This window comes from Halomonas sp. ABH4_019 (genome assembly GCF_056159885.1).
Genome location: NZ_JBSWWC010000004.1, coordinates 403,763 through 424,397, shown reverse-complemented (window position 1 = coordinate 424,397; position 20,635 = coordinate 403,763). Strand labels below are relative to the sequence as shown.

The window sequence follows — 20,635 nt, the reverse complement described above, 5'->3', positions numbered from 1 at the left end:
TGGTGGTGGCCGAGCGCGCCGCGCTTCGAGGTGACAGCGCGGCGTCGGCGTCGGCGTTCGGCACGGTCAACGGTGGCGCCATTCTATGAGAAACTGTCGACAATGTTAAGAAGGCCGGCCGTGGCGGGGCTCGAACTTTGGTCGGCGGTCGGGCCGGGGTGTCAGCGCGCGGGCGGCGCGTTACCATGGCAGGCTCATGTCAACGGAGAGGAGCGGCCGATGTCGGGGCGTATCGCTTCCCCCTGTGTGGGGCTGTGCTCGACCACGGTGGGGGATCGTGTCTGCCGGGGCTGTCAGCGCGTCGACGACGAGATCCGCGACTGGCCTGCCCTGGACGGCGCGGAGCGCACGCGGCGCATGCAGGCGCTGGATGCCCTGCGCGAGGAGGTGGCCGCCCGCTACCTGCGGGTGGAAGACGCCGCGGCGCTGGAGGCGCAGCTGGTGCGCCACCGGATCCGCTTTCGCGTCGAGCAGCCGCCGCTGTCCCGGGCGGTGGAGCTGCTGCGGGTGGGTCGCGATCGCATTCGCGACCTGTCGCGCTACGGCATCGTGCCCCTGGAACCGCTGGATGCCGCGGCGCTGCATGGGTGCATCGCCGAGGCGCTCATGGCGGCGGCCGAACACCGTCGCCTCGACCTCGTCCCCCTTTCCTGAACCCCGAAACCCTCTCCTGAACCCCGAACCACCGGATCTTGCGATGACCGCGATGCCTGCCGCTGCCCACGATGCCTTGCTGCCCGCCGGGCTGCTCGAGTTCCTCGACTGCGCCACCCCCGATGCCTGGGTCGACGAGGCGCTCGCCAATCCCGCGCTGCTGTTGATCGATCATGCCCAGTGCGAGAAGAAGGCCGCCTCCACGGCCATGAGCCTGCTCTACCGCTACGTGGACCGGCCGCTGCTGCTGACCAAGATGAGCCAGCTGGCCCGCGAGGAGCTGCTGCACTTCGAGCAGGTCGTCAAGCTGATGGAGGACAGGGGCATCGCCTACCGGCACCTGTCGGCGTCGCGCTATGCCGAGGGCCTGCGTCGCCACGTCCGCCCTGAAGAACCGCAGCGGCTGGTCGATATCCTGATCGTGGGCGCCCTGATCGAGGCGAGAAGCTGCGAGCGCTTCGCGCGTTTGATCCCTTACCTTGACGACGAGCTTGCCAAGTTCTACCGCGGTCTGGTTAAGTCGGAAGGGCGTCACTATGAGGATTACCTGATGCTGGCGCGGGACACCGCCCCGGACGCCATCGACGATCGGGTCGCCTTTCTCGCCGCACGGGAAGCCGAACTGATCAGCATGCCGGACACGGCATTTCGTTTTCACAGCGGCGTCCCGGCCTGAGGCCGGGGCGACGCCCAGCTGGACCGATCAATCATGCGGGATGCATCCGACGCCGTTAGCCATGACGACCAGGACCGCCTGGCCCTCTTCGGTCACTTCTCGCTGACCCTGGGCGACGACGCCCTGACCCATTTCAGCTACGACAAGGTCAAGGCGCTGCTCGTCTACCTGCTGCTCCACGATCAGCCGGTGAACCGGGCGACGCTCGCCGAGCTGCTGTGGCCCGACCAGGGGCTCTCCTCGGGTCGTACCAACCTCCGCCATGCCCTGCATTGCCTGCGCCAGTCGCTGGGCGAACAGGCCGAGGAGGTGCTGTCGGTGTCGCGCCAGACCATCGCCTTTCATCTCCCCGAGCGCTGGCGCTTCGACCTGCACGAGCTGCAGGCCATGCTCGACGCCCCGGCCGAGGTGGCGACCCTGGAAGAGATCCTCGAGTGCTACCAGGGAGATCTGGTCGAGGAACTCCAGCTCGCCGCCTGCGCCGAGTTTCAGCGCTGGCTGGTGCAGGTCCGCAACGAATGGCGCCAGCGGGTGATCCGCTACGCCGAGGCGGTGCTGGAACAGCACGACCCGCTGCCCGACGCCGTGCTGCAGGCGCTGGTCAGCCGCTTCTCGGGCTATGGGCCCTTCCACGAGCGTCTGGTGCGTCAGCTGGCCGAGCAGAACCAGCTGGCCGCCGCCCACGAACAGTACAATGCCTACCTGCAGCTGCTGGCGCTGACCGGCCAGCAGCCCGATCCGGCCTTCCTGCAGCTGGCGCGCTACTGGTCCGACGGCAAGTCCGACGCGACCAACGGGCCCAGTGGCGCCTTCTCGCGCACCCTGGCCCCGGACAGCGCGCCGCTGCGCGAGGACGAGATCGAGCAACGCCAGCTCTCGGTGATGGCGATCCGCCTGAGCCTGTCGGCCGATCTCTCGACCCGCGGCGAGTCGCGGGCCTGCCTGACGCTGCAGATCGAGCTGATGCGCTGGCTCGAGCAGCAGTGCCACCACCTGGGCGGTTTCTGGCTGCCCGGTGCCACCGGTGGCCTGGGGCTGGCCTGCTTCGGCACCCACGGCCCGGCCCATCAGCTGGCCGAGCTGGTGGCGCTCTACGAGCACTGCCGACGGGTGTTGCCCGAGGAGTGTGCCCGTCACTGGAGCGGCGAGGGCGACCCGCCGCCGATCGCGCTGGCCGCCGGCCTGGACAGCGGCCGGGTGGTCTATCTGCCCGAACGCCACCTGGTCGACCCCCTCGGCCAGGTCACCCAGGGGGCGCTGGACCTGATGAGCGCCGCCCAGGGCAGCGAACTGGTGATCTCCCAGGACGCCAGCCAGCACATGCCGCCGGCCCTGGACCTGCAACCGAGGCTGTCCTCGCGGCTGGTGGCCAGCGACGGCCGGGTGCGCCTGCGGGCGCTGGTCCTGGGCACCAACGAGGGCGGCCGGGAGGCCCTGCCGCCCAGCCTGGTGGGCCGCGAGTCGGCGCTGCGTACGCTGCGTGACGCCCTGGCCCGGGCCGGCATCGGCCTGCGTCAGAGCGTGCTGGTGCGCGGGCCGTCGGGGCTCGGCAAGTCGGCGCTGCTGGTCGGCTTCCGCCAGCTGGAACAGAGCCGCGAGGCCGCCGTCTGCTGGCAGCCCACGACCCGGCTGTCCGTCCAGGAGCCGTACGGCGTGGCCCGCCAGCTGTTGCGTTGGCACCTGGGCGATGCGCTCGATGGCGAGGCCCTGAACGACCTCGCCGCCGCCGGGCTCGACGACGAGCCGCGACGGCTGCTGGAGGAGGCGCTGGGCGTGCGCGAGCCACGCGAGGTGGCGGTGCTCGCCCAGAGTGGCGAGGCGGTCGAGCTGGTGGTGGCCCTGCTGCATCGGCTGATCGACCGGCTGACCGCCGAGCGGACCCTGGTGCTGATGATCGATGACCTGCAGTGGCTCGACGAGCCGTCGTTCAAGGTGCTGGCCGGTCTGCAGGCGCGCCTGCCGATCAACTGCCCCTTCCTGCTGGTGGCCAGTCATCACGGTCGCGAGGCGCTGCCCGCCAAGCTCGACTGGGACCAGCAGATCACCCTGGGGCGCCTGGACCCGATGCAGGCCTCGCGGCTGTTGACCCAGCTGGCCCGGCGCTATCGGCTGCACCTGAGCCCGCGGCTGCGCAGCCAGATCATCGAGCGCTGCGACGGCGTGCCGCTGTATCTCCAGGAGCTCTGCCGCCGGGTCGACATGGACCGCCGCGAGGGGCGCAGCATCCAGCTCGACGAGCTGCCCCGGGGGCTGCTCGGCCTGCTGGCCAGCCGCATCGACCAGCTCGATGGCGACCGCGAGGTGGCGCACGTGGCCGCCGTGCTGGGGCGCCGCTTCCGCCTCGACTTCCTGGCCGAATGCAGCGACTGGGAGATGCCGCGGCTGACCTCGGCGCTGGAGCAGATGAACCGCCTCGAGATCATCGAGCCGGTCGAGGACGCCGAGGAGGGGCGCGAGTACCAGTTCACCCACCAGCTGCTGCAGGAGGCGGCCTACCTGTCCTGCCCGCGGGACGTGCGGGTGGCCCTGCACCGCCAGGTGGTGGGGCTGATCGAGGAACGCTTCCCAGTGTGGATCAGCCGCCACCCTGGCGACTTCGCCACTCACCTGCGGCGCAGCGGCCACTATGCCCGCGGCGCCCGCTACTTCGAGCTGGCCGCCCGCGAGGCGCTCAAGGTCAGCGCCAATCGCACGGCGCTCAAGATGGCCGACTTCGGCCTGGCCAGCCTGCGCCAGGTCGAGGGTCAGGAAGAGCGCGAGATCAGCCTGCACACGGTGCGCGGCCAGGCGGCCTTCGCCCTGGAGGGGCATGGCTCGCCGACGGCCCACGAGAGCTTCGTGCGGGCCCGGGAGCTGATGAGCTGTGCCGGGCCGTCGCTGGAGGACAGCGAGGACCTGGAGCAGGCCTTCCTGGTCAAGTGGGGCCTGTGGGTGGGCTGCAGCCAGCGCAACGCCCATGCCGATGCCTTCCTGCTGGCGGCGCGCCTGGCCGACCTCGCCGAGCAGCTGGAGGATCCCCGCTATCGGCGCCTGGCCGACTTCGCCCGGGCCTGCTGCGAGTACTGGGCGGGGCGCATCCAGCAGGCCTACGAGCACCTCGAGGAGATCGATCCGCTGCATTCGCCGATGATGATCGAGTGGCTGCCGTTCTCCGACCATCCCCAGGTGGCCGCCGCCTGCTTCCAGGGCTGGGCGCTGTGCCTGCGGGGCGACTATCGCCGCGCCGAGCAGCAGGTGGAGTCGGCAATCCGCCTGGCCGAGCGCATCAACCACCCGGGCAGCCTGGCCATGGCGCTGATGTACGCCGCCGCCCTCTATCGTCAGGTCGGCCACGTGCATCTCGCCGCCCAGCGCGCCGAGCGCGCCTACGAGATCACCGGCACGCCGGACCTGCAGCTGTGGCAGGTGTCGGCGCGGATCGTGCTCGGCTGGCAGCGTGCGCTGTCCGCCGACCGCGAGGGGCTCAAGCGCATCGATGCGGCGCTGGAGGAGCTGGTCGAGGTCACCGGCCGCGATCCCTACCAGCGGCCCTCGCTGTGGTGCGTGGACGCCTGCGCCTCGCTCGGCGAGCTGGCGCGGGCCGAGGACTACCTCGACCAGTGCCTGCTGATCGCCCGGGAGCGGGCCACGCTGTTCGTGCCGGAGCTGGCGGTGCAGCTGGCCCGGGTGCGCCATCGCCTCGGGCATCCCGCCGAGGAGGTACGGGCGCTGACCGAGCAGGCCCTGCAACAGGCCCGCGATGACGGCAACCTGCACCAGGAGCTGTGTGCCCTGGAGGCCTGGCTGACCCTGGTCGATCCGGACGACGCGCCCGCCCGGGCGGCGTTCCGGGCGCTGCTCGGCGAGGTCAGTCACAGCGATGCCCCGGTGCTGGTGCGCTGGCGGACCCTGCTCGACAAGCGCCTGCCGCATACCGCCGACCTGGAAGACTGAGGACGCCGGCAAGGCCGGCGCCAGGGAAAACGCCCGGCGAGGCTCGAGAGACGAGCGTCGCCGGGCGTCTTGTCATCCGGGAGAGCGGTGAGCCGGGCTCAGGTCGCGACCTCCAGGGCGGCGATGCGTGCCAGCGCCTGGTCGCGGTGCTCGCCGCACAGCTCGCGGTCATAATCGAAGCGTGCGCAGACCGCCGGCCGTTCGGGGCGGCCGAACAGCCGACACAGGTTGTCGTCGTCGAGCTGGGCGCAGCGCACCCCGGCGGGCTTGCCGTCCGGCATGCCGGGGATCGGCGAGCTGATCGAGGGCGCGATGCAGCAGGCGCCGCAGCCGGGGCGGCAGCCGCCGTGAGCGGGGGATGCCGTCATGGCCGGGCCTCCGCCAGGGCCCCCTTGTCGATGCCCTCGAAGGCCTGGACGCGGGTGGTCCGGCCGGTCTCCCGGGCGATCTCACCGGCCAGCCAGCCGGCGATATGCTCCACCGTGGTGGGGGTGGGCATCACCACGCATCGGCTGCGGGGCAGGGTCAGCGCGAAGCGGCCCTGCTCGGCGGTGTAACGGCTCGTCAGCCGCCCCATGAAGGAGGCGTCCAGGCCATCGGTGACGTCGGCCTCGTCCACCAGGTAGCGGTCCGCCAGGCGGTCGGCCCACTCGGCCTCGAGGACCGGGCGGCGCGCGCCGTCCTGCCAGACGTGCAGCCGCGAACGGTGGCCGTGGGCGATGCGCTGGCAGTTGCCGGCGTGGCGCTTGAGACCGTGGCTGTAGGTATAGGCGGCGCCGTCGATCGCCTCGTCGGTGAGGGTCAGGCGGATGGCCTCGACCCGGGCGGGCGGTTGGCGCGAGAGCTCCGCGGCCAGGTGCCCCGCCAGCCGTGCCGGCGTGATGGCGTCCCAGGGCAGCAGCGTGAAGGCCTGGCGCGGGCCGCGCACCTCGAAGGGGTAGGGCGCCTCGGCGCGTAGGCACAGGCCCTCGGGGGCATCGTTGACGGTGACGCCGGGCGCCGCGGTGGGCACCAGCAGGGTGTGATCGGCGCCCTGGTCGATCCGCGACTTGATCCACGGCTTGACCTCGCCGAAGTCGAACAGCATGCCGTCCTCGCCCAGCTCGCCGTCGAGTTCGGCGTCCACGCGCCAGCTGGCGCCGATCAGTCCCCGCTCGGGGCACCACAGGGAGGCGTCGAGGTGGGTGAGGCGGTTCACGAACAGCGTCATCAGTCGATCCCCGTGATCTTGTGGGTCTGCAGCGAGAGCCGCCATTGGGGATGGCTCAGGCAGTAGGCCACGGTGTCGGCCGTGACATCGCCGCCGCCCACCGCGGCGGTATCCATGGGCTGCAGGAAGAAGTGGTGGAAGTCCAGGCCGGTGAAGCGCTCGGGCGGCGCGTCGCCCTGCGGATAGACCAGCTTGAGTTCGTCGCCGGAGGTCTGGGCCAGCGCCGTCTCGCCCTTGGGGCTGACGCACAGCCAGTCGATGCCCGGTGGGGCCGCCAGGGTGCCGTTGGTCTCCACGGCGACGTCGAAGCCGCGCTCGTGCATGGCGTCGATCAGCGCCGCGTCGAGCTGCAACAGCGGCTCGCCGCCGGTGAAGATCACCTGGGGCGTGGCGGTGCCCGGGGCGTCCGGCCACAGCGCGATCAGGTGGTCGGCCAGGGCGTCGGCCTCGGCGAAGCGCCCGCCGTGCTGGCCGTCGGTGCCGCGGATATCGGTATCGCAGAAGCGACAGGCCGCCGCGGCGCGGTCGGCCTCGCGGCCGGACCACAGGTTGCAGCCGCTGAAGCGGCAGAACACGCTGGCACGCCCGGCCTGGCCGCCTTCGCCCTGCAGCGAGTAGAAGGCCTCCTTGACGCTATACATTGCCGGTCCCATCGGTCGTTTCGGCGGCGGCGTGTGGCCGCTGTGACGAGGCCCTAGCGGCGTCCTCGGGACGCTGAGACGAGGCCCCGGCGGCGGCATCGGGCCGCTGCGAATAGCCGATCGGGTCGACGGCGCCGTTGGCCTCGAAGGCCGCCAGCCGCTCGCGGCAGCTGCCGCAGCGCCCGCAGGCCAACGCTTCGCCGCGGTAGCAGGTCCAGGTCCTGGCGTAGTCGAGGCCCATGGCCAGGCCGTCGGCGAGGATCTCGCCCTTGCCGGCGCGCAGGTAGGGGGCGTGCAGGGTCACCGGTTCGAAGTTGGCGATGCCGGCCACGGCGTTCATGGCCTCGACGAACTCGGGGCGGCAGTCCGGATAGAGCACGTGGTCGCCGCCATGGGCACCGTAGTCGACCCGGTCGGCGCCGATGTTGACCGCCTTGGCGATGGCCAGCGACAGCAGGATCATGTTGCGGTTGGGGACCACGGTGGCCTGGAGGTTGGCCTCGGCGTAGTCGCCGTCCGGCAGCTCGCGACTGGCGTCGGTGAGCGCCGAGGCGTCGATCAGCCCGTGGATGGCGGTGATGTCGATCACCTGGTGAGGCACGCCGAGCTCGCGGCAGACCTCGCGGGCGACATCGAGCTCCCGGGCGTGACGCTGGCCGTAGTCGAAGGACAGGGCGTGGACCTCGCGGCCCTCGCGCAGGGCGCGATGCAGCACGGTGTAGGAATCCATGCCACCGGAGTAGATCACCACGGTGGACGGTGCAGACGTTGGGGACATAGCTAACCTGTGGGTCGGAGAATTTGTCCGCCCGCGGCGCCTCGGGCGCGGCGGGACCTTGGCCGGGGTCCGGTCCGGCAGGGCGCACAGTGTACTTGACCGACGAGACAGGCGGCAATCACGCCCGCGCCAGGTCGCCGCGGGCTGGACATCGCCCGGGGTCGTCGGGGAAGCTGGCACGGCAGCCGCGGTTGCTCCGAGGCCCCCAGCACAAGGAACCGGCATGGCCACCATCGAACATCGCGCGACCCTCGAGGCGCCCCCCGAACGCGTTTTCGCCCTGCTCGAGCGGGTCGAGGACTTCGTCGACTATTCGGACCTGATCCAGGCCATCGAGCCGCTCGGCGAGAGGCGCTACCGCTGGCACGTCCATGCGGTGCGCATGGACTGGACCTTCGAGGTGGCGATCACCGAGCGACACCCTCCCGAGGTGCTGGCCTGGGAGTCGCTCAGCGGGGTCAAGAATCGAGGCCGCTACCGGCTGACCCCGGTGCCCGAGGGCACCGAGGTGGCGCTGACCCTGGAGTACGAGATCAAGAACCGCCTGGTCGAGAAGGCGGTCAAGCGGGCGGTGTCGCCGCTGGTCAACCGGGTCAGCCAGCAGATCCTGGATCGCGTCGCCGCGCGGCTCTAGCGTCCTGTATCAGAGGCTGACTGCCGAATTCCGGCGGCCCCTGGGGCCGCCATGGGGTGTTGCCACTCCTCGCCATAGCGCTGCCATGCCTCGTCGTGGTGTCTTGCCTGGCAGACCCAATGGCGCTCGCCGTCTCTTCAACGAACCTCCGAAACAGGACACTAGGCAATGTCTGAAAACTGTCTGCGCTCGGCTATACCGCGTTAAAAATCAGCTCAAAGTCCTCATTTACACCCCGTAAACTCCGGCTTCTCGCTGATTTTTGCCTTGTTTAGCCTGCGCTCGCCGACTTTTCAAACAAAGCCTAGCGGCGCCAGGCCGAGGCGCGCGAGGCCTCCCCGCTCGCTGTCGCTTCTCTCAGGCCTTGCGCAGCGAGGCGTTCAGATGGTCGACCACCTCGGCCCAGTCGGCGTCGGCGTCGATGGCCTCGCGCAGGAACTCCGCCTGCCCCTCGTTCCAGCAGGGTGCGTCGGGAAGCTCCATGCCCTCGGGGAGGGGGCCGTTGCGTTCGATGAAGCGCTGGATGGCGGCCGGGTCCGAGGCCAGGCCGAGCTGTTCGAAGAGTTCGGTGAACGGATGGTCGGGATGTTCCATGGCGTGGCACCTGTGTGAGCGGGCATGTGTCACCACTCTAGCGCGCCGAGGAGGTCGCGTGGCGATGGTGCGTCCATGACGCCTTCAACGCTCGGCCTTCCGCGCCGCTCAGGGCGCGGAGCGCTCGCCGACCAGCGGGGTCAGGAAGCGCCGGCGGCGTTCCTCGTCGGGCAGCGGCTGGGCCAGCAGGTGGATGAGCTTGGTGGCGGCGGCCTCCGGCGTCATGTCGTCGCCGGCCAGCACGCCGGCATCGGCCAGCGGGCGGCCGGCGGCATAGCGGCCGATGGCCACCGCCCCATGGGGGCATTGACTGATGGCGGCCAGCAGCTTGCCCTCGCCGCAGGCCTCGGCCAGCACGCCGGCCAGGCCCGGATCGTCGGGTAGGTTGCCGCCGCCCCAGACCTCCAGCAGCGCCCCCTTGACGCGTTCATCCAGCAGCCAGGCCTCGAGCTGCCAGGCCTCGAGTCCCGGCCACAGGGCGATCCGCGGCACGGCACCCGCGGCGAGGGGCGCGTAGTCGGGCAGTTCGAAGCGCGGCGCACCGCGCTGCGCTCGTTCCAGGCCGCGGCTCGGGTAGAGCACGGGATCGTCGTCCACCCACTCGCCCAGGGGCGGATAGTTGGGGCTGGCGAAGGCGTCGTCGGCGCTCGTCTGCCACTTGCGGCTGCGCACGCCCCGCAGCAGGCGGCCGGCGAAGCACACCGCGACTTCCTGCAGCCGGGCATCGGCGGCGTAGCGCAGCGCCGACTCCAGGTTGCTTGGGGCGTCGCTGTAGGGGGCCTCCAGGGGGCGCATGGCGCCGGTGACGACCACCGGGCGGTCCAGGCCCTGCAGCTGATAGGCCAGGCTGGCGGCGGTCCAGGCCAGGGTGTCGGTGCCGTGGATCACCACGATGCCGGCGTGGTCGGCATAGCGATCGGCGATCAGCCGGGCCAGCATCTGCCAGTCCCGGGGCGTGGCGGCACTGGAGTCGATGGGCGTCGGCGTGGCGAGGACCCGAAAGTCGGGCAGTGTCGCCCGACGGGCCGGGGGCAGGGCGGCGAGGGCACGGCGCAGGCGCGCCTCGATGTCGCGGCCCGGCGTCAGGCCATCGGGGCCCTCGACCATGCCCAAGGTGCCGCCGGCGTAGATCACCAGCAGCGAAGAGGCAAAAGCGGTCATGTCGGCTCCAGCGAGAGGGGGTGTGGCCATGATACGGGGCCCGCCTCGCCAGGCAAGGCGACCCTTTCGACGCGGGCTCTCACCGTTGGCGTTGTCGCTCGGGGCGGATCCGTCGACGGGCCCGGGGCGCCGCGGCCAACGGCGGTCGCACGGGGCGGTGCGTCGGGCTAGCGGACCACCAACCGGCCGTCGTCGTCGGTGGCCAGGCGGCGGTTGCGTCCGGCGAGCAGGGCGAAGGCCGCCGCCGCCGCCACCACGGCGAGCAGCGCCAGGGTGATGCCGGTGAGGCTCAGGTCCAGGTCGAGCATGACGCCGATGCCCAGCGGGCCCAGCGAGGCGAGGGCATAGCCCCCGCCCTGGACCATGCCCGAGAGCTTGCCGGCCAGCCGGGCGTCGGCGGTGCGCAGCACGATCAGCGACAGCGCCAGGCTGAAGCCGCCGCCCTGGCCGAGCCCCAGCAGCACCACGCCGGCCCAGCGCCACTCGACGGGCCCCTGGAGCAGCACCCAGAAGCCCGCGCCGACCAGGCTCAGCACCAGGATCAGCGCCGGGCGCTGGTCGCGCCCCAGGCGCGCCAGCCAGGGCGCGGCCAGGGCCGCGCCGAGCTGCACCATCACCGACACGCCCATCAGCCAGCCGGCCTCGGCCTCGCCATAGCCGCGCTCCACCAGCAGGGTGGGCAACCAGCCGAAGACGATGTAGGCCAGCGAGGACTGGCAGCCCATGTAGAGGGTCACCTGCCAGGCCAGCGGCTGATGCAGCAGCGCCCGGGTGTTGCCGCTGCGCGGGGGGGGAGGCGGCCGCTGCGCCGGCGTGGGCATCAGCCCCTGCCAGGCCACCAGGCTCAGCGCCGCCAGCGCGGCCCAGCTCACCAGGGCCTGGGGCCAGCCGCCCAGCGTCTCGGCCAGCGGGATGCTGAGCCCGGCGCCGAGAGCGCCGCCCAGGCACAAGGCCATGGTGTAGACGCCGGTCATCACGTCGGCGCTGGCCGGCAGCTCGCGCTTGACCAGTGCCGGCAGCAGGGTGCCGGCGACCCCGATGCCGGCGCCCACCAGCAGGGTGCCGGTGAACAACCAGGCGGGCGTGGCCAGGCCGCGCAGGCCGAGGCCGAGCGCCAGGATCAGCAGCGCCAGCGACAGGGTCCGCTCGGGCCCCAGGCGACGCGACAGCCAGGGCGCCAGCGGGGCGAACAGCCCCAGGCACAGCACCGGCAGGGTGGTCAGGGCGCCGATGGCGAGCAGCGGCATGCCGGTGGCGGCCTCGATGCGCGGCAGCAGCGGGGCCAGCGACGACAGGGCGGGCCGCAGGTTGAGCCCGACCAGCACCATCAGGGCGATGAAGACCAGCGGCGAGGGAGCGCCGTCGCGGCGCGCGCCGAGGCTAGGGGTCGTCATGGGGCCGTTCCTCTTCGTGCCTGGGGGCGTCGCCGCGGCGCCGGCGCGCGGCAAACGCCGCTTCTCCCTCGAGCTCATCGGCGGCCGCGAACCGCGGGCCGCTCGGCAAGGCGGCCTCGGCGGAGGCGCGCCGGCGGATGTCGCTGACGTCCTCGCCGCTGACCAGGTCGTGGGGGGCGCCAGCCGCGGGCGCGGCCACCAGTCGGCCCTCGTAGGTCCAGCAGCGCTGGGGCGTGCTGGCGATCCGCCACCGTCGCCCGCGCCAGTGGGCCTGGCCGTCGGCGCCCAGGTGCAGGCCGTCGCGGGGAACCAGGGCGGCGAACAGGCGGGCATTGAGCACCGCGCCGTTATCGGCCATGGTCACCGGCCCCCGGTAGTCGCCGCGCTGCAGGGCGCCGATCACCTCGTCCCGTTCGCGCCGGTGGGCGGGCAGCAGGTGGCCCTCGCCGCACAGGTGCAGCAGCGCCTGCTCGCGGTCGACCTGCTTGATCACCCACACGGGGATCGGACGCTTGCCGAACAGCTTCTTCCACATGGCTCAGCTCAAGTGTCGACGAAGGTCGCCCCGCACGCTGTCGATCAGGGTGATGAAGTGGCTGTCACCGGCGGCGTCGACGCGATCGACCCGCGCCACGCTGGCCAGGCCGCGGTCGACCAGCAGCTGATCGAACACCTCCAGGGTCAGGGTCTCGGGGTGGGCGTCGGCCGGGGCCAGGGCGCCATCGCCCAGGGTGAAGCTCGGCAGCAGGGTGCCGCGCACCCGGGTGGCACCGCCCTCGGCGATCACCCGGCGCACGAACAGCCAGCCCTCGCAGGCCAGCCGCTGGCCGTCGCCATGATCGCGCAGGAAGAGGGTGCGGTAGCAGGCGCCCTGGGCGGCGGCCTTGTCGGCCATGCTGCGGTAGGCGTCGGTGGTGCGCTGCGCCGAGACGCCGGCGGATTCCAGCTGCTGCCAGGCCGCCCGGTGTTCGCGGTCGAGGCGGGCCTGGTACTGGAAGCGTTGCCAGCGGTGATAGTCGTCGATCAGCTCTCGTGATGCCATGGGCCTTCCTTGTGCGGGGGGTGAGCGTGGCGTTCGGCTACATTCGCATTATCGGATGCTATTCGCCAGCGCGGCGGCGTCCCCGGCCGCCGCGACGGCGGCGACGCCGTCCGGGGGACTGGCCGTCGCGGTCGGCGGCATTGCCGTCGTTGCCGCTGGCCTGGCGGTTACGGGTACCGCCATTGCCGCTGCGACCGCCGCCGCTCGCCTGGCGAGCATTCCCCCGGCCGTTGCCGCCGCGTCCGCCGCGACCGCGGCCGTTCTCGATGGGCTCGGGCTTGGCGTTGGGATCGGGCTCGAAGCCGGGCTCCACGTGCTTGACCAGCTCGCGCTTCATGAGTTTCTCGATGTTGCCGAGCAGGCCGTGCTCGTCGACGCATACCAGGGACACCGCCTGGCCGTCGTTGCCGGCGCGGCCGGTACGGCCGATGCGGTGCACGTAGTCCTCGGCCACGTTGGGCAGCTCGAAGTTGACCACATGGGGCAGCTCGTCGATGTCCAGCCCGCGGGCGGCGATGTCGGTGGCCACCAGGACCTGCAGGTCGCCCGACTTGAAGGCGGACAGGGCCCGGGTGCGGGCCGACTGGCTCTTGTTGCCGTGGATCGCCATGGCCGAGATGTCGCGCTTGTCGAGGTGCTCGGCGAGGCGGTTGGCGCCGTGCTTGGTGCGGGTGAACACCAGCACCTGGAACCATTGGCGGCTGCTGATCAGGTGGGCGAGCAGCTCGCGCTTGCGCTCGCGATCGACTCGGTAGATGGCCTGGTCCACGGTCTCGGCGGGGGTGTTGCGTCGCGCCACCTCGATCAGCGTCGGGGCGTCGAGCAGCTTGTTGGCGAGCGCCTGGATCTCCTTGGAGAAGGTCGCCGAGAACAGCAGGTTCTGGCGCACCTCGGGCAGCAGCCGGAGGACCTTGCGGATGTCGTGGATGAAGCCCATGTCGAGCATGCGGTCGGCCTCGTCCAGCACCAGGATCTCCACGCCGGAGAGGTCCACGTGGCCCTGCTGATGCAGGTCGAGCAGGCGGCCCGGAGTGGCCACCAGGATGTCGAGGCCGGGGCGGATGGCGTCCACCTGGGGCTGCTGGCCGACCCCGCCGAAGATCACGTGGGAGGTCAGCGGCAGGTGGCGGCCGTAGTCGCGCACGCTCTCGCCGACCTGGGCGGCCAGCTCGCGGGTCGGCGTCAGCACCAGGGCGCGCACGCCGCGCTTGGCCGGACGGCGGCCGTCCTTGAGGCGCTGCAGCATGGGCAGGGTGAAACCGGCGGTCTTGCCGGTGCCGGTCTGGGCGCTGCCCAGCAGATCGCCGCCCTGGAGGACGGCGGGGATGGCCTGGCGCTGGATGGGCGTCGGGGTGGTATAGCCCTGGGCGTCGATGGCGCGCAGTAGTTCGGGGCACAGGCCGAGGTCGGAAAAGGTCATGCGGTCTCCGCGGCGACGTCCCGCCCGGCCCGCCGCGGGGTGCGGTCGGCGCCAGGCGGCACGTGGGAATGGGGTGAGTCGCGGCGGCGGGGCGGCCGCGAGTGGCGCGCATTATGCCATAACGACGGGCGCGGCGCAGCCGCTTCGCCCGGCCGTGGCGTGATCGGCGGCAGGCGGGACGATCAGCGCGCGGCGTCCCGCACCGCCGCGGCGATGGCCTCGGCGACGCCGTCCCAGCTGTGGCCCAGGGCGCGGACCAGCGCCGGGTAGCCATCGCTGGCCAACGGTGTGGCCACCCGGAAGGCGGCGGTGTCGATCAGCGAGCGGTCGGCGGCGAGCAGCTGCCAGCGGCCGGCGGCCTCCGCATGGCCGTCGGGGCGGCCCTGGAAGCGCTCCACGCTGACCCGCAGCTGCAGGGGGTCGGGTTCCGTGGCGGCCTCGGCCTCGAGCAGTACCCGGGTGTCGGGCAGGGCGGCGGCCAGCCGGTCGCGCAGGCCGCGCTCCAGCTGGCGGCCCAGCGGCTCGGCCCAGCGATGGCCGCTGGCCTCGCGCAGGGTGACGTCATCGAGCTGGACGATGATGCCCTCGGCGTCCAGGAAGGGGGCCAGGCGCAGGGGTCGCAGGATCAGCACCCGGCCGGCCTCGGCGCCGGCAACGTTGGTGGCGGTGGGCTCGGGCAGGGCATAGCGGGTCGCCGGCGTGCCGCCCAGGGCACAGCCGGTGAGCCAGAGCAGGGCCAGCAGGGGGAGCAGGGCGCGTGGGGCGATCATGGCGAAGTCCTTTGCGTCGGAGCGCGGGGCACGGGGTCCTGGGCGTCCAGGCTGTCGAACAGCAGCGCGCCGGGGGTATCGCCGAGGCGACGGGCCGTCGGCTGGAGGTCGCGCAGCAGCCGTTCGAGCTGGTCGAGGGTCTCGGTCAGGTCGCGGTAGGCCGGGGCGCCCGGCGAGACGCCACCGAGGGTGTCGCGCAGCGTCGTCAGGGTGGCGTTGAGCTCGCCCGGCAGGGCGCGGGTATCGGGATCCTCGAGCAGCGTCTGGACGCCGGCGGTGAGCTGGCGGACCTGTTCCAGGGTCGCCTCGGAGGTGGCCAGGTTGCGTTCGAGGCCGTCGAGGATCGGCTCGATCTTCAGCCCGTTGAGCTTGTCGAGCAGCGCCGTGACCTGGGCCTGGATCTGGGCCAGCCCCCCCGAGGTGGTCGGGAAGACGGGGCGTTCGGCGAAGGTCTCGGCCCGGTAGTCGCCGGCGCGCTGCGGGTCCAGGCCGAGATCGACGAACAGCGCCCCGGTCAGCAGGTTGCCGCTCTTCAGCGAGGCACGCATGCCGCGTCGGAACAGCCGGTCGAAGCGGGCCCGCCAGGCGTCGAGGTCCAGGGTCTGGCTGTCGATGCCGAGCCGCTGGGGTTCGATGCGGATCAGCACCGGAATCGCCAGTCGCGCGTCGCGGTCGGGCTGGGGGGCGGTGAAGTTCCAGGGCACGCTGGCCACGGTGCCGACCCTGACGCCGCGGAACTCGACCGGCGCACCGCGGGTCAGGCCGCGCACCGTGTCCTCGATCAGCAGCACATACTCCAGGTAGCGGTCGAAGGTGCCCTGGCGGGCGCTGTCCTCGTCGGCATAGAGGGTGAAGGTGGTGTCGGGCTCGGCGGCCAGGCCCCGGGGCAGGTCCTCGGGCACGCCGAAGGTGACGCCGCCGCTGAACATCGCCTCCAGCGACTCGAGCTGCACGCGCACGCCCTCGGAGTCGAGCCGCAGGTCGATCCCGCTGGCGGTCCAGAAGCGGGTGTTGTCGGTGACCAGCCGGTGGTAGGGGCTCTCGATGAAGATGCGATGGCGCATGCGGCGGGTCTCGACGTCGAAGTCGGCCTCCTCGACGCGGCCCACCGTGAAGCCCTGGAAGGTGACCGGGTCGCCGACGCTGAGGGCGTTGCCGACCTCGCTGAGCAGGTTGATGCGCAGGCCCTCGGCGCCGGGGGGCGCCACCGGCGGCTGCTCGCTGACCGCGAACTCGCGGGCCTCGACTTCGCTCTGGCCGGGCTCCAGCTGCAGGTAGGCACCGGACAGCACGGTGTTGAGCCCGCTGATGCCCTCGCGGCCGATGCGCGGCTTGACCACCCAGAAGGTGCTGTCCTCGACCAGCATCGGCGCGGCCTCCGGCTTCATGCGGGCCGTGATCTCGACCTGGCTGAGCTCCTCGGAGAGGCTGACCGATTCCACCTGGCCGACTTCGACGTTGCGGGTCTTGATCAGGGTGCTGCCGGCCTCGATGCCGTCGGCGCTCTGCATGGTCAGGGTGATCACCGGGCCTCGGCTGAGGTAGCTGTCATACACCAGCCAGGCACCGATCAGCAGTGCCACGATGGGCACGATCCAGATCGGCGAGAGCGGCGCCTGGCGGGTGGCCCGGGCGCGGTGCTCGTCCTCTGGCGCGGCGTCGCGGGGGGTATCGTTCATGCGGGGGCGTCCTCGTCCGCGGTGGAGTCAGGGCCCCGGCCGTCCCAGATCAAGCGGGGATCGAAGGTCATGGCGGCGAGCATGGTGAGTACCACCACGCTGCCGAAGGCCAGGGCCGCGGGGCCGGGTTCGACCGCCATCAGGTTGCCGGCGCGGATCAGCGCCACCAGGATGGCGACCACGAAGATATCGACCATCGACCAGCGGCCGATGAATTCGGTCAGCCGGTACAGTCGGGTGCGCACCGGCGCCTTGAGCGACTGGGCGCGCGGCACCACCAGGCACAGCCAGGCCAGGGCCATCAGCTTGCCGAGCGGCACGATGACGCTGGCCACCAGGATCACCAGGGCCACCGGCCAGGAGCCCATCTCGATCAGTTCGACGATGCCGCCGATGATGGTGTTGGGGCTCGCGCGCCCGAGGCTGATGGTGGTCATGATCGGGTAGACGTTGGCGGGCACGTAGAGCACCGCGGCGCCGGCGAGCAGCGCCCAGGTGCGCTGCAGGCTACGCGGGCGACGGGCGTGGAGCGGCTCGCCGCAGCGTTGGCAGTTGCCATGTCCCTTGTCATCGAGCCGGTTGACCAGGCCGCAGGTATGGCAGCCGGTGAGCCCCTGGGGGGCGGCGGTGCGGCCGGTCTGGGAGCCCTCGGGGGCGGGCGGCTCGCCGGCCAGCGCGAACCACAGCCAGTCGCGGTCCACCGATTGGGTGGTGGCGAGCAGCAGCACGGTGAAGGCGCCGAAGGCCCAGAAGGAGGGGCCGAGCTCGACCTGGGCCAGGCCGGCGATCTTGATCAGGCTGACCAGGGTGCCGATCAGGAAGACGTCGGCCATCATCCACGGCTCCAGGTGCGCCAGGGCCCGGGCCAGGGCGCGACTCCCCGTTGGCGGCGCGCCGCGCAGCAGGCCGACCTGCAGCCAGGCCACGCCGAGCAGGTAGAGGGCCGGCAACACCAGGATGGTCAGCAGCACGGCGATGGCCACCACCGGCTCGTGATGGCCGATCAGGTCGGTGGCGGTCTGGGTCAGCTCGATGCGATTGCCGACCCCGCTGACGCTGAAGCCGAGAAAGGGGAAGGCCACCGCCATCGCCAGGGTGGCCAGGGCCGCGAGAGCCAGGGCCAGGCTGCGCTGGGCCGGATAGCGGTGGCGACGCACCTCGGCATGGCCGCAGCGGGGGCATACCGCCTGCTCGCCGGAGCGCAGGGGGGGCAGGGCCATCAGCCAGTCGCACTCGTGGCAGGCGCGCAGGCGGCGCCGATTGACCCTGGCCTCCGGCGGGGCGCGGTCGACGTAGGGGGCCTGGGTGGGCAGGGCGAGATGGCGAAAGGCCGGCCTTGGCACGGCGATGGCGTCCTCCTGACGATCAACGGCATTGTCTGAAGTGTGTCACGTTGACGCGGGGGGCACCATAGTCAACCATGCGTGCCTCATATTTGCGATGGAGACACCATGATGCTTCCCGCCCTGGCGGTGGTGGCAGGCCTGATCCTGCTGGTTTGGAGCGCCGAGCGCTTCGTCGACGGCGCGGCGGCGACGTCCGCGCGGCTCGGCCTGTCCCCCCTGTTGATCGGCATGCTGGTGATCGGCTTCGGCACCTCGGCGCCGGAGCTGGTGGTCTCGGCCATCGCCGCCAGCCAGGGCAATCCCGGGCTGGCGCTCGGCAACGCCTATGGCTCGAACATCGCCAATATCGGCATGATCCTCGGCCTGGTGGCGCTGATCTCCCCGCTGGCGGTGCATTCCAGCGTGATCCGCCGCGAGCTGCCGGTGCTGGGCGGGGCGACCCTGCTGTCGGCGGTGCTGATGCTCGGCGGCATGATCGAGCGCCTCGAGGGTGTGCTGCTGCTGGTGGTACTGGCGGCCTTCATGGGCTTCAGCGTCGTGCAGGGGCTGCGCGACGGCAGCGACCCGCTGTCGTCGGATACCGAGACCGACCTGGCCTCGCATCCCATGTCGCTGAAGGTCGCCCTGGCCTGGACGGCGGTGGGCCTGGTGCTGCTGGTGGCAAGCTCCAGGCTGCTGGTGTGGGGCGCGGTGTCGATCGCCCAGAGTCTCGGGGTCAGCGACCTGGTGATCGGCCTGACCGTGGTGGCGGTGGGCACCTCGCTGCCGGAGCTGGCCTCCTCGATCAGCGCCCTGCGCCGCCGCGAGCACGACCTGGTGCTGGGCAATGTGGTGGGGTCGAACCTGTTCAACACCCTCGGCGTGGTGGGGCTCGCCGCGGTCATCGCGCCCATCGAGGCCGGCCGCGAGGTGCTGTTGCGCGACTGGAGCCTGATGACCGCGATGACGGTGATGATGGTGGTGTTCGCCATGGGCTGGCGCGGTCGGGCCGGGCGCATCAACCGCCTGGAGGGCGGCGCCCTGCTGGCGATGTACGTGGCCTACCTGGGTTTCATGGTCCACCTGGTGGTGAGCGCCGCCCCGCTCTGAGGCCCGCTGCGACAACGCGACACAGACGGCGGATCGGCCGGGGCGCGCTATGATGGCCCCGGTTGCCTCTACCCGCCCCGCGTCGGCTAGGCTGGTGCAGGCAAGGGGGAGGAATGCGGCAGGGCGCCACGCGCCCCACGCACAAGAGCACCTCGAGTGCCTGGCGCATCCCGGTCATCGATCCGCAGGAACGAGGTATGCCTCATGGAACTGGATCCTCTGCTGCTGTCGCGGCTGCAGTTCGCCTTCGTGGTGTCCTTTCACGCCATCTTCCCGGTCTTCACGATCGGTTTGGCGTCCTATCTGGCCGTGCTCAACGGCCTCTTCTACCGTACCGGCAACCGGGCCTGGGAGCGCCTGGCGATCTTCTGGACCCGGGTCTTCGCCGTGGTGTTCGGCATGGGGGTGGTCTCGGGCATCGTGATGTCCTTCCAGTTCGGTACCAACTGGAGCAACTTCGCCCTGGCGGCGTCGAACTTCCTCGGCCCCATGCTCAGCTACGAGGTGGTCACCGCCTTCTTCCTCGAGGCCGCCTTCCTCGGCGTGCTGCTGTTCGGCCGCGGCAAGGTGCCCCAGGGCGTGCACCTGTTCGCCTCGATCATGGTGGCGCTCGGCACCTTCATCTCGGCCTTCTGGATCCTCGCCGCCAATAGCTGGATGCAGACGCCGGCGGGCACCGAGCTGATCGACGGGCGCTTCCGCGTCACCGACTGGAGCGCGGCGATCTTCAATGCCTCCTTCCCGTATCGCTTCGCCCACATGGTGCTGGCGTCCTTCCTCACCGGCGGCTTCGTGGTGGCCGGGGTCAGCGCCTGGTTCCTGCTGTTCGGGCGGGATCCGGCGGCCAATCGCAAGGCCTTCTCCATGTGCCTGTGGCTGCTGCTGGTGCTGGCCCCGGCCCAGGCAGTGGTGGGCGACTTCCACGGCCTCAACACCCTGGAGCACCAGCCGACCAAGGTCGCCGCCATGGAGGGCAACTGGGAGACCCAGGCCCGCACGCCGCTGCTGCTGTTCGCCTGGCCCGACCAGGCCGCCCAGCAGAACCGCCTGGAGCTCGGCATCCCGGGGCTCGCCAGCCTGATCCTCACCCATCGCCTGGACGGCGAGGTGCCGGGCGTCAGCGAGGCGCCGCCGGAGGAGCAGCCGCCGGTGTGGCTGGTGTTCTGGTCGTTCCGGGTCATGGTAGCCATGGGCATGGCGATGATCGCCGCGGCGCTGATCGGGCTCTGGCTGCGGGCCAGGGGCCGGCTCTACGACCATCGCGGCTTCCTGCAGTTCATGCGTCTCATGACGGTCGCGCCCTTCCTGGCGGTGCTCGCCGGCTGGTTCGTCACCGAGGTCGGCCGGGCGCCCTGGCTGGTCTACGGCATCATGACCCAGGCCGAGGCGGTGACGCCGTCGCTGACCGGCGGCATGGCGCTGTTCAGCCTGGTGGGCTACGGCCTGGTCTATGCCGTGGTCTTCTACGCCGGGACCCTCTACCTGACCCGGGTGGTACGCCAGGGCATGTTGCCCGAGCCGCCCCACGACGACGAGGTCGAGCGGCCCAAGCGCCCGCTGTCCGCCGCCCACGTGCCCTTCGAGGACGCCGCCAACCAGCCGGGAAGGAGCTGA

At 71.5% G+C, this 20,635-nt stretch carries 19 protein-coding genes; 6 read left to right on the top strand and 13 right to left on the bottom strand.

Annotated elements, in window-relative coordinates; genetic code table 11:
* The first annotated feature begins 219 nt into the window (after nt 1-219).
* Genes ACXAFN_RS17790 through ACXAFN_RS17780 form a run of 3 tightly spaced genes read left to right on the top strand, consistent with a single transcriptional unit; the run spans nt 220 to nt 5,263 of the window.
* Entirely contained in the window at nt 220-654 is a 435-nt protein-coding gene (locus ACXAFN_RS17790; protein ID WP_474990944.1) for a DUF1289 domain-containing protein, read from the top strand.
* Nucleotides 655-697: 43 nt separating this feature from the next.
* On the top strand, nt 698-1,330 hold the full coding sequence (locus ACXAFN_RS17785; RefSeq protein WP_474990942.1) for a MiaE family protein: 633 nt from the start codon (nt 698-700) through the stop codon (nt 1,328-1,330).
* A gap of 33 nt (nt 1,331-1,363) precedes the next feature.
* Entirely contained in the window at nt 1,364-5,263 is a 3,900-nt protein-coding gene (locus ACXAFN_RS17780; protein WP_474990940.1) for an AAA family ATPase, read from the top strand.
* Nucleotides 5,264-5,361: 98 nt separating this feature from the next.
* Here ACXAFN_RS17780 and ACXAFN_RS17775 read toward each other — a convergent pair whose 3' ends face one another.
* From ACXAFN_RS17775 to queC, 4 genes are read right to left on the bottom strand one after another with little or no spacing between them, the layout of a single operon-like run.
* Complete coding sequence (locus ACXAFN_RS17775) at nt 5,362-5,631, bottom strand: YkgJ family cysteine cluster protein (protein ID WP_474990938.1); 270 nt, start codon at nt 5,629-5,631, stop codon at nt 5,362-5,364.
* The gene (locus ACXAFN_RS17770) at nt 5,628-6,473 is read right to left on the bottom strand and encodes a 6-pyruvoyl trahydropterin synthase family protein (RefSeq protein ID WP_474990936.1); all 846 of its coding nucleotides are present in this window, start codon (nt 6,471-6,473) and stop codon (nt 5,628-5,630) included. The genes ACXAFN_RS17775 and ACXAFN_RS17770 overlap by 4 nt, the downstream gene beginning before the upstream one ends.
* Nucleotides 6,473-7,114: a 7-carboxy-7-deazaguanine synthase gene (gene queE, locus ACXAFN_RS17765; RefSeq protein WP_474990934.1), complete on the bottom strand. Its 642-nt coding sequence runs from the start codon at nt 7,112-7,114 to the stop codon at nt 6,473-6,475. The genes ACXAFN_RS17770 and queE overlap by 1 nt, the downstream gene beginning before the upstream one ends.
* Nucleotides 7,107-7,892, bottom strand: coding sequence for a 7-cyano-7-deazaguanine synthase QueC (gene queC / locus ACXAFN_RS17760; RefSeq protein ID WP_474990932.1), 786 nt, complete (start codon nt 7,890-7,892; stop codon nt 7,107-7,109). The genes queE and queC overlap by 8 nt, the downstream gene beginning before the upstream one ends.
* Nucleotides 7,893-8,115: 223 nt before the next feature.
* Here queC and ACXAFN_RS17755 point away from each other — a divergent pair, with 223 nt between their 5' ends.
* Nucleotides 8,116-8,526 (top strand): SRPBCC family protein, encoded by a 411-nt coding sequence (locus tag ACXAFN_RS17755; RefSeq protein ID WP_474990930.1) that lies wholly within the window; start codon nt 8,116-8,118, stop codon nt 8,524-8,526.
* A gap of 357 nt (nt 8,527-8,883) precedes the next feature.
* On the opposite strand, the gene ACXAFN_RS17750 is transcribed toward ACXAFN_RS17755, so the two are convergent.
* The 9 genes from ACXAFN_RS17750 to ACXAFN_RS17710 all read right to left on the bottom strand — a co-directional run bounded on the left by ACXAFN_RS17750 (nt 8,884) and on the right by ACXAFN_RS17710 (nt 17,929).
* Entirely contained in the window at nt 8,884-9,120 is a 237-nt protein-coding gene (locus tag ACXAFN_RS17750) for a DUF2789 domain-containing protein (protein ID WP_474990928.1), read from the bottom strand.
* Between the two features lie 108 nt (nt 9,121-9,228).
* Nucleotides 9,229-10,281, bottom strand: a complete 1,053-nt coding sequence (locus tag ACXAFN_RS17745) for an asparaginase (protein WP_474990926.1) — start codon at nt 10,279-10,281, stop codon at nt 9,229-9,231.
* A gap of 167 nt (nt 10,282-10,448) precedes the next feature.
* A complete protein-coding gene (locus ACXAFN_RS17740; RefSeq protein ID WP_474990924.1) occupies nt 10,449-11,675 on the bottom strand; it encodes an MFS transporter in 1,227 nt (408 codons plus the stop codon).
* Entirely contained in the window at nt 11,662-12,210 is a 549-nt protein-coding gene (locus ACXAFN_RS17735; RefSeq protein WP_474990922.1) for a hypothetical protein, read from the bottom strand. The genes ACXAFN_RS17740 and ACXAFN_RS17735 overlap by 14 nt, the downstream gene beginning before the upstream one ends.
* Nucleotides 12,211-12,213: 3 nt before the next feature.
* A complete protein-coding gene (locus ACXAFN_RS17730) occupies nt 12,214-12,717 on the bottom strand; it encodes a hypothetical protein (protein WP_474990920.1) in 504 nt (167 codons plus the stop codon).
* Nucleotides 12,718-12,775: 58 nt separating this feature from the next.
* Nucleotides 12,776-14,137, bottom strand: coding sequence for a DEAD/DEAH box helicase (locus tag ACXAFN_RS17725; RefSeq protein WP_474990918.1), 1,362 nt, complete (start codon nt 14,135-14,137; stop codon nt 12,776-12,778).
* A gap of 182 nt (nt 14,138-14,319) precedes the next feature.
* Nucleotides 14,320-14,907, bottom strand: a complete 588-nt coding sequence (locus ACXAFN_RS17720; RefSeq protein ID WP_474990916.1) for a PqiC family protein — start codon at nt 14,905-14,907, stop codon at nt 14,320-14,322.
* Complete coding sequence (gene pqiB / locus ACXAFN_RS17715) at nt 14,904-16,586, bottom strand: intermembrane transport protein PqiB (protein ID WP_474990914.1); 1,683 nt, start codon at nt 16,584-16,586, stop codon at nt 14,904-14,906. Before pqiB ends, ACXAFN_RS17720 begins: the two co-directional genes overlap by 4 nt.
* Entirely contained in the window at nt 16,583-17,929 is a 1,347-nt protein-coding gene (locus ACXAFN_RS17710; RefSeq protein ID WP_474990912.1) for a PqiA/YebS family transporter subunit, read from the bottom strand. Before ACXAFN_RS17710 ends, pqiB begins: the two co-directional genes overlap by 4 nt.
* 108 nt (nt 17,930-18,037) lie before the next feature.
* Here ACXAFN_RS17710 and ACXAFN_RS17705 point away from each other — a divergent pair, with 108 nt between their 5' ends.
* Nucleotides 18,038-19,021 carry a calcium/sodium antiporter gene (locus ACXAFN_RS17705; protein WP_474990910.1) on the top strand — a complete coding sequence of 328 codons (984 nt, stop codon included), beginning with the start codon at nt 18,038-18,040 and terminating at the stop codon, nt 19,019-19,021.
* A gap of 204 nt (nt 19,022-19,225) precedes the next feature.
* Nucleotides 19,226-20,635 (top strand): cytochrome ubiquinol oxidase subunit I, encoded by a 1,410-nt coding sequence (locus tag ACXAFN_RS17700; protein ID WP_474990908.1) that lies wholly within the window; start codon nt 19,226-19,228, stop codon nt 20,633-20,635.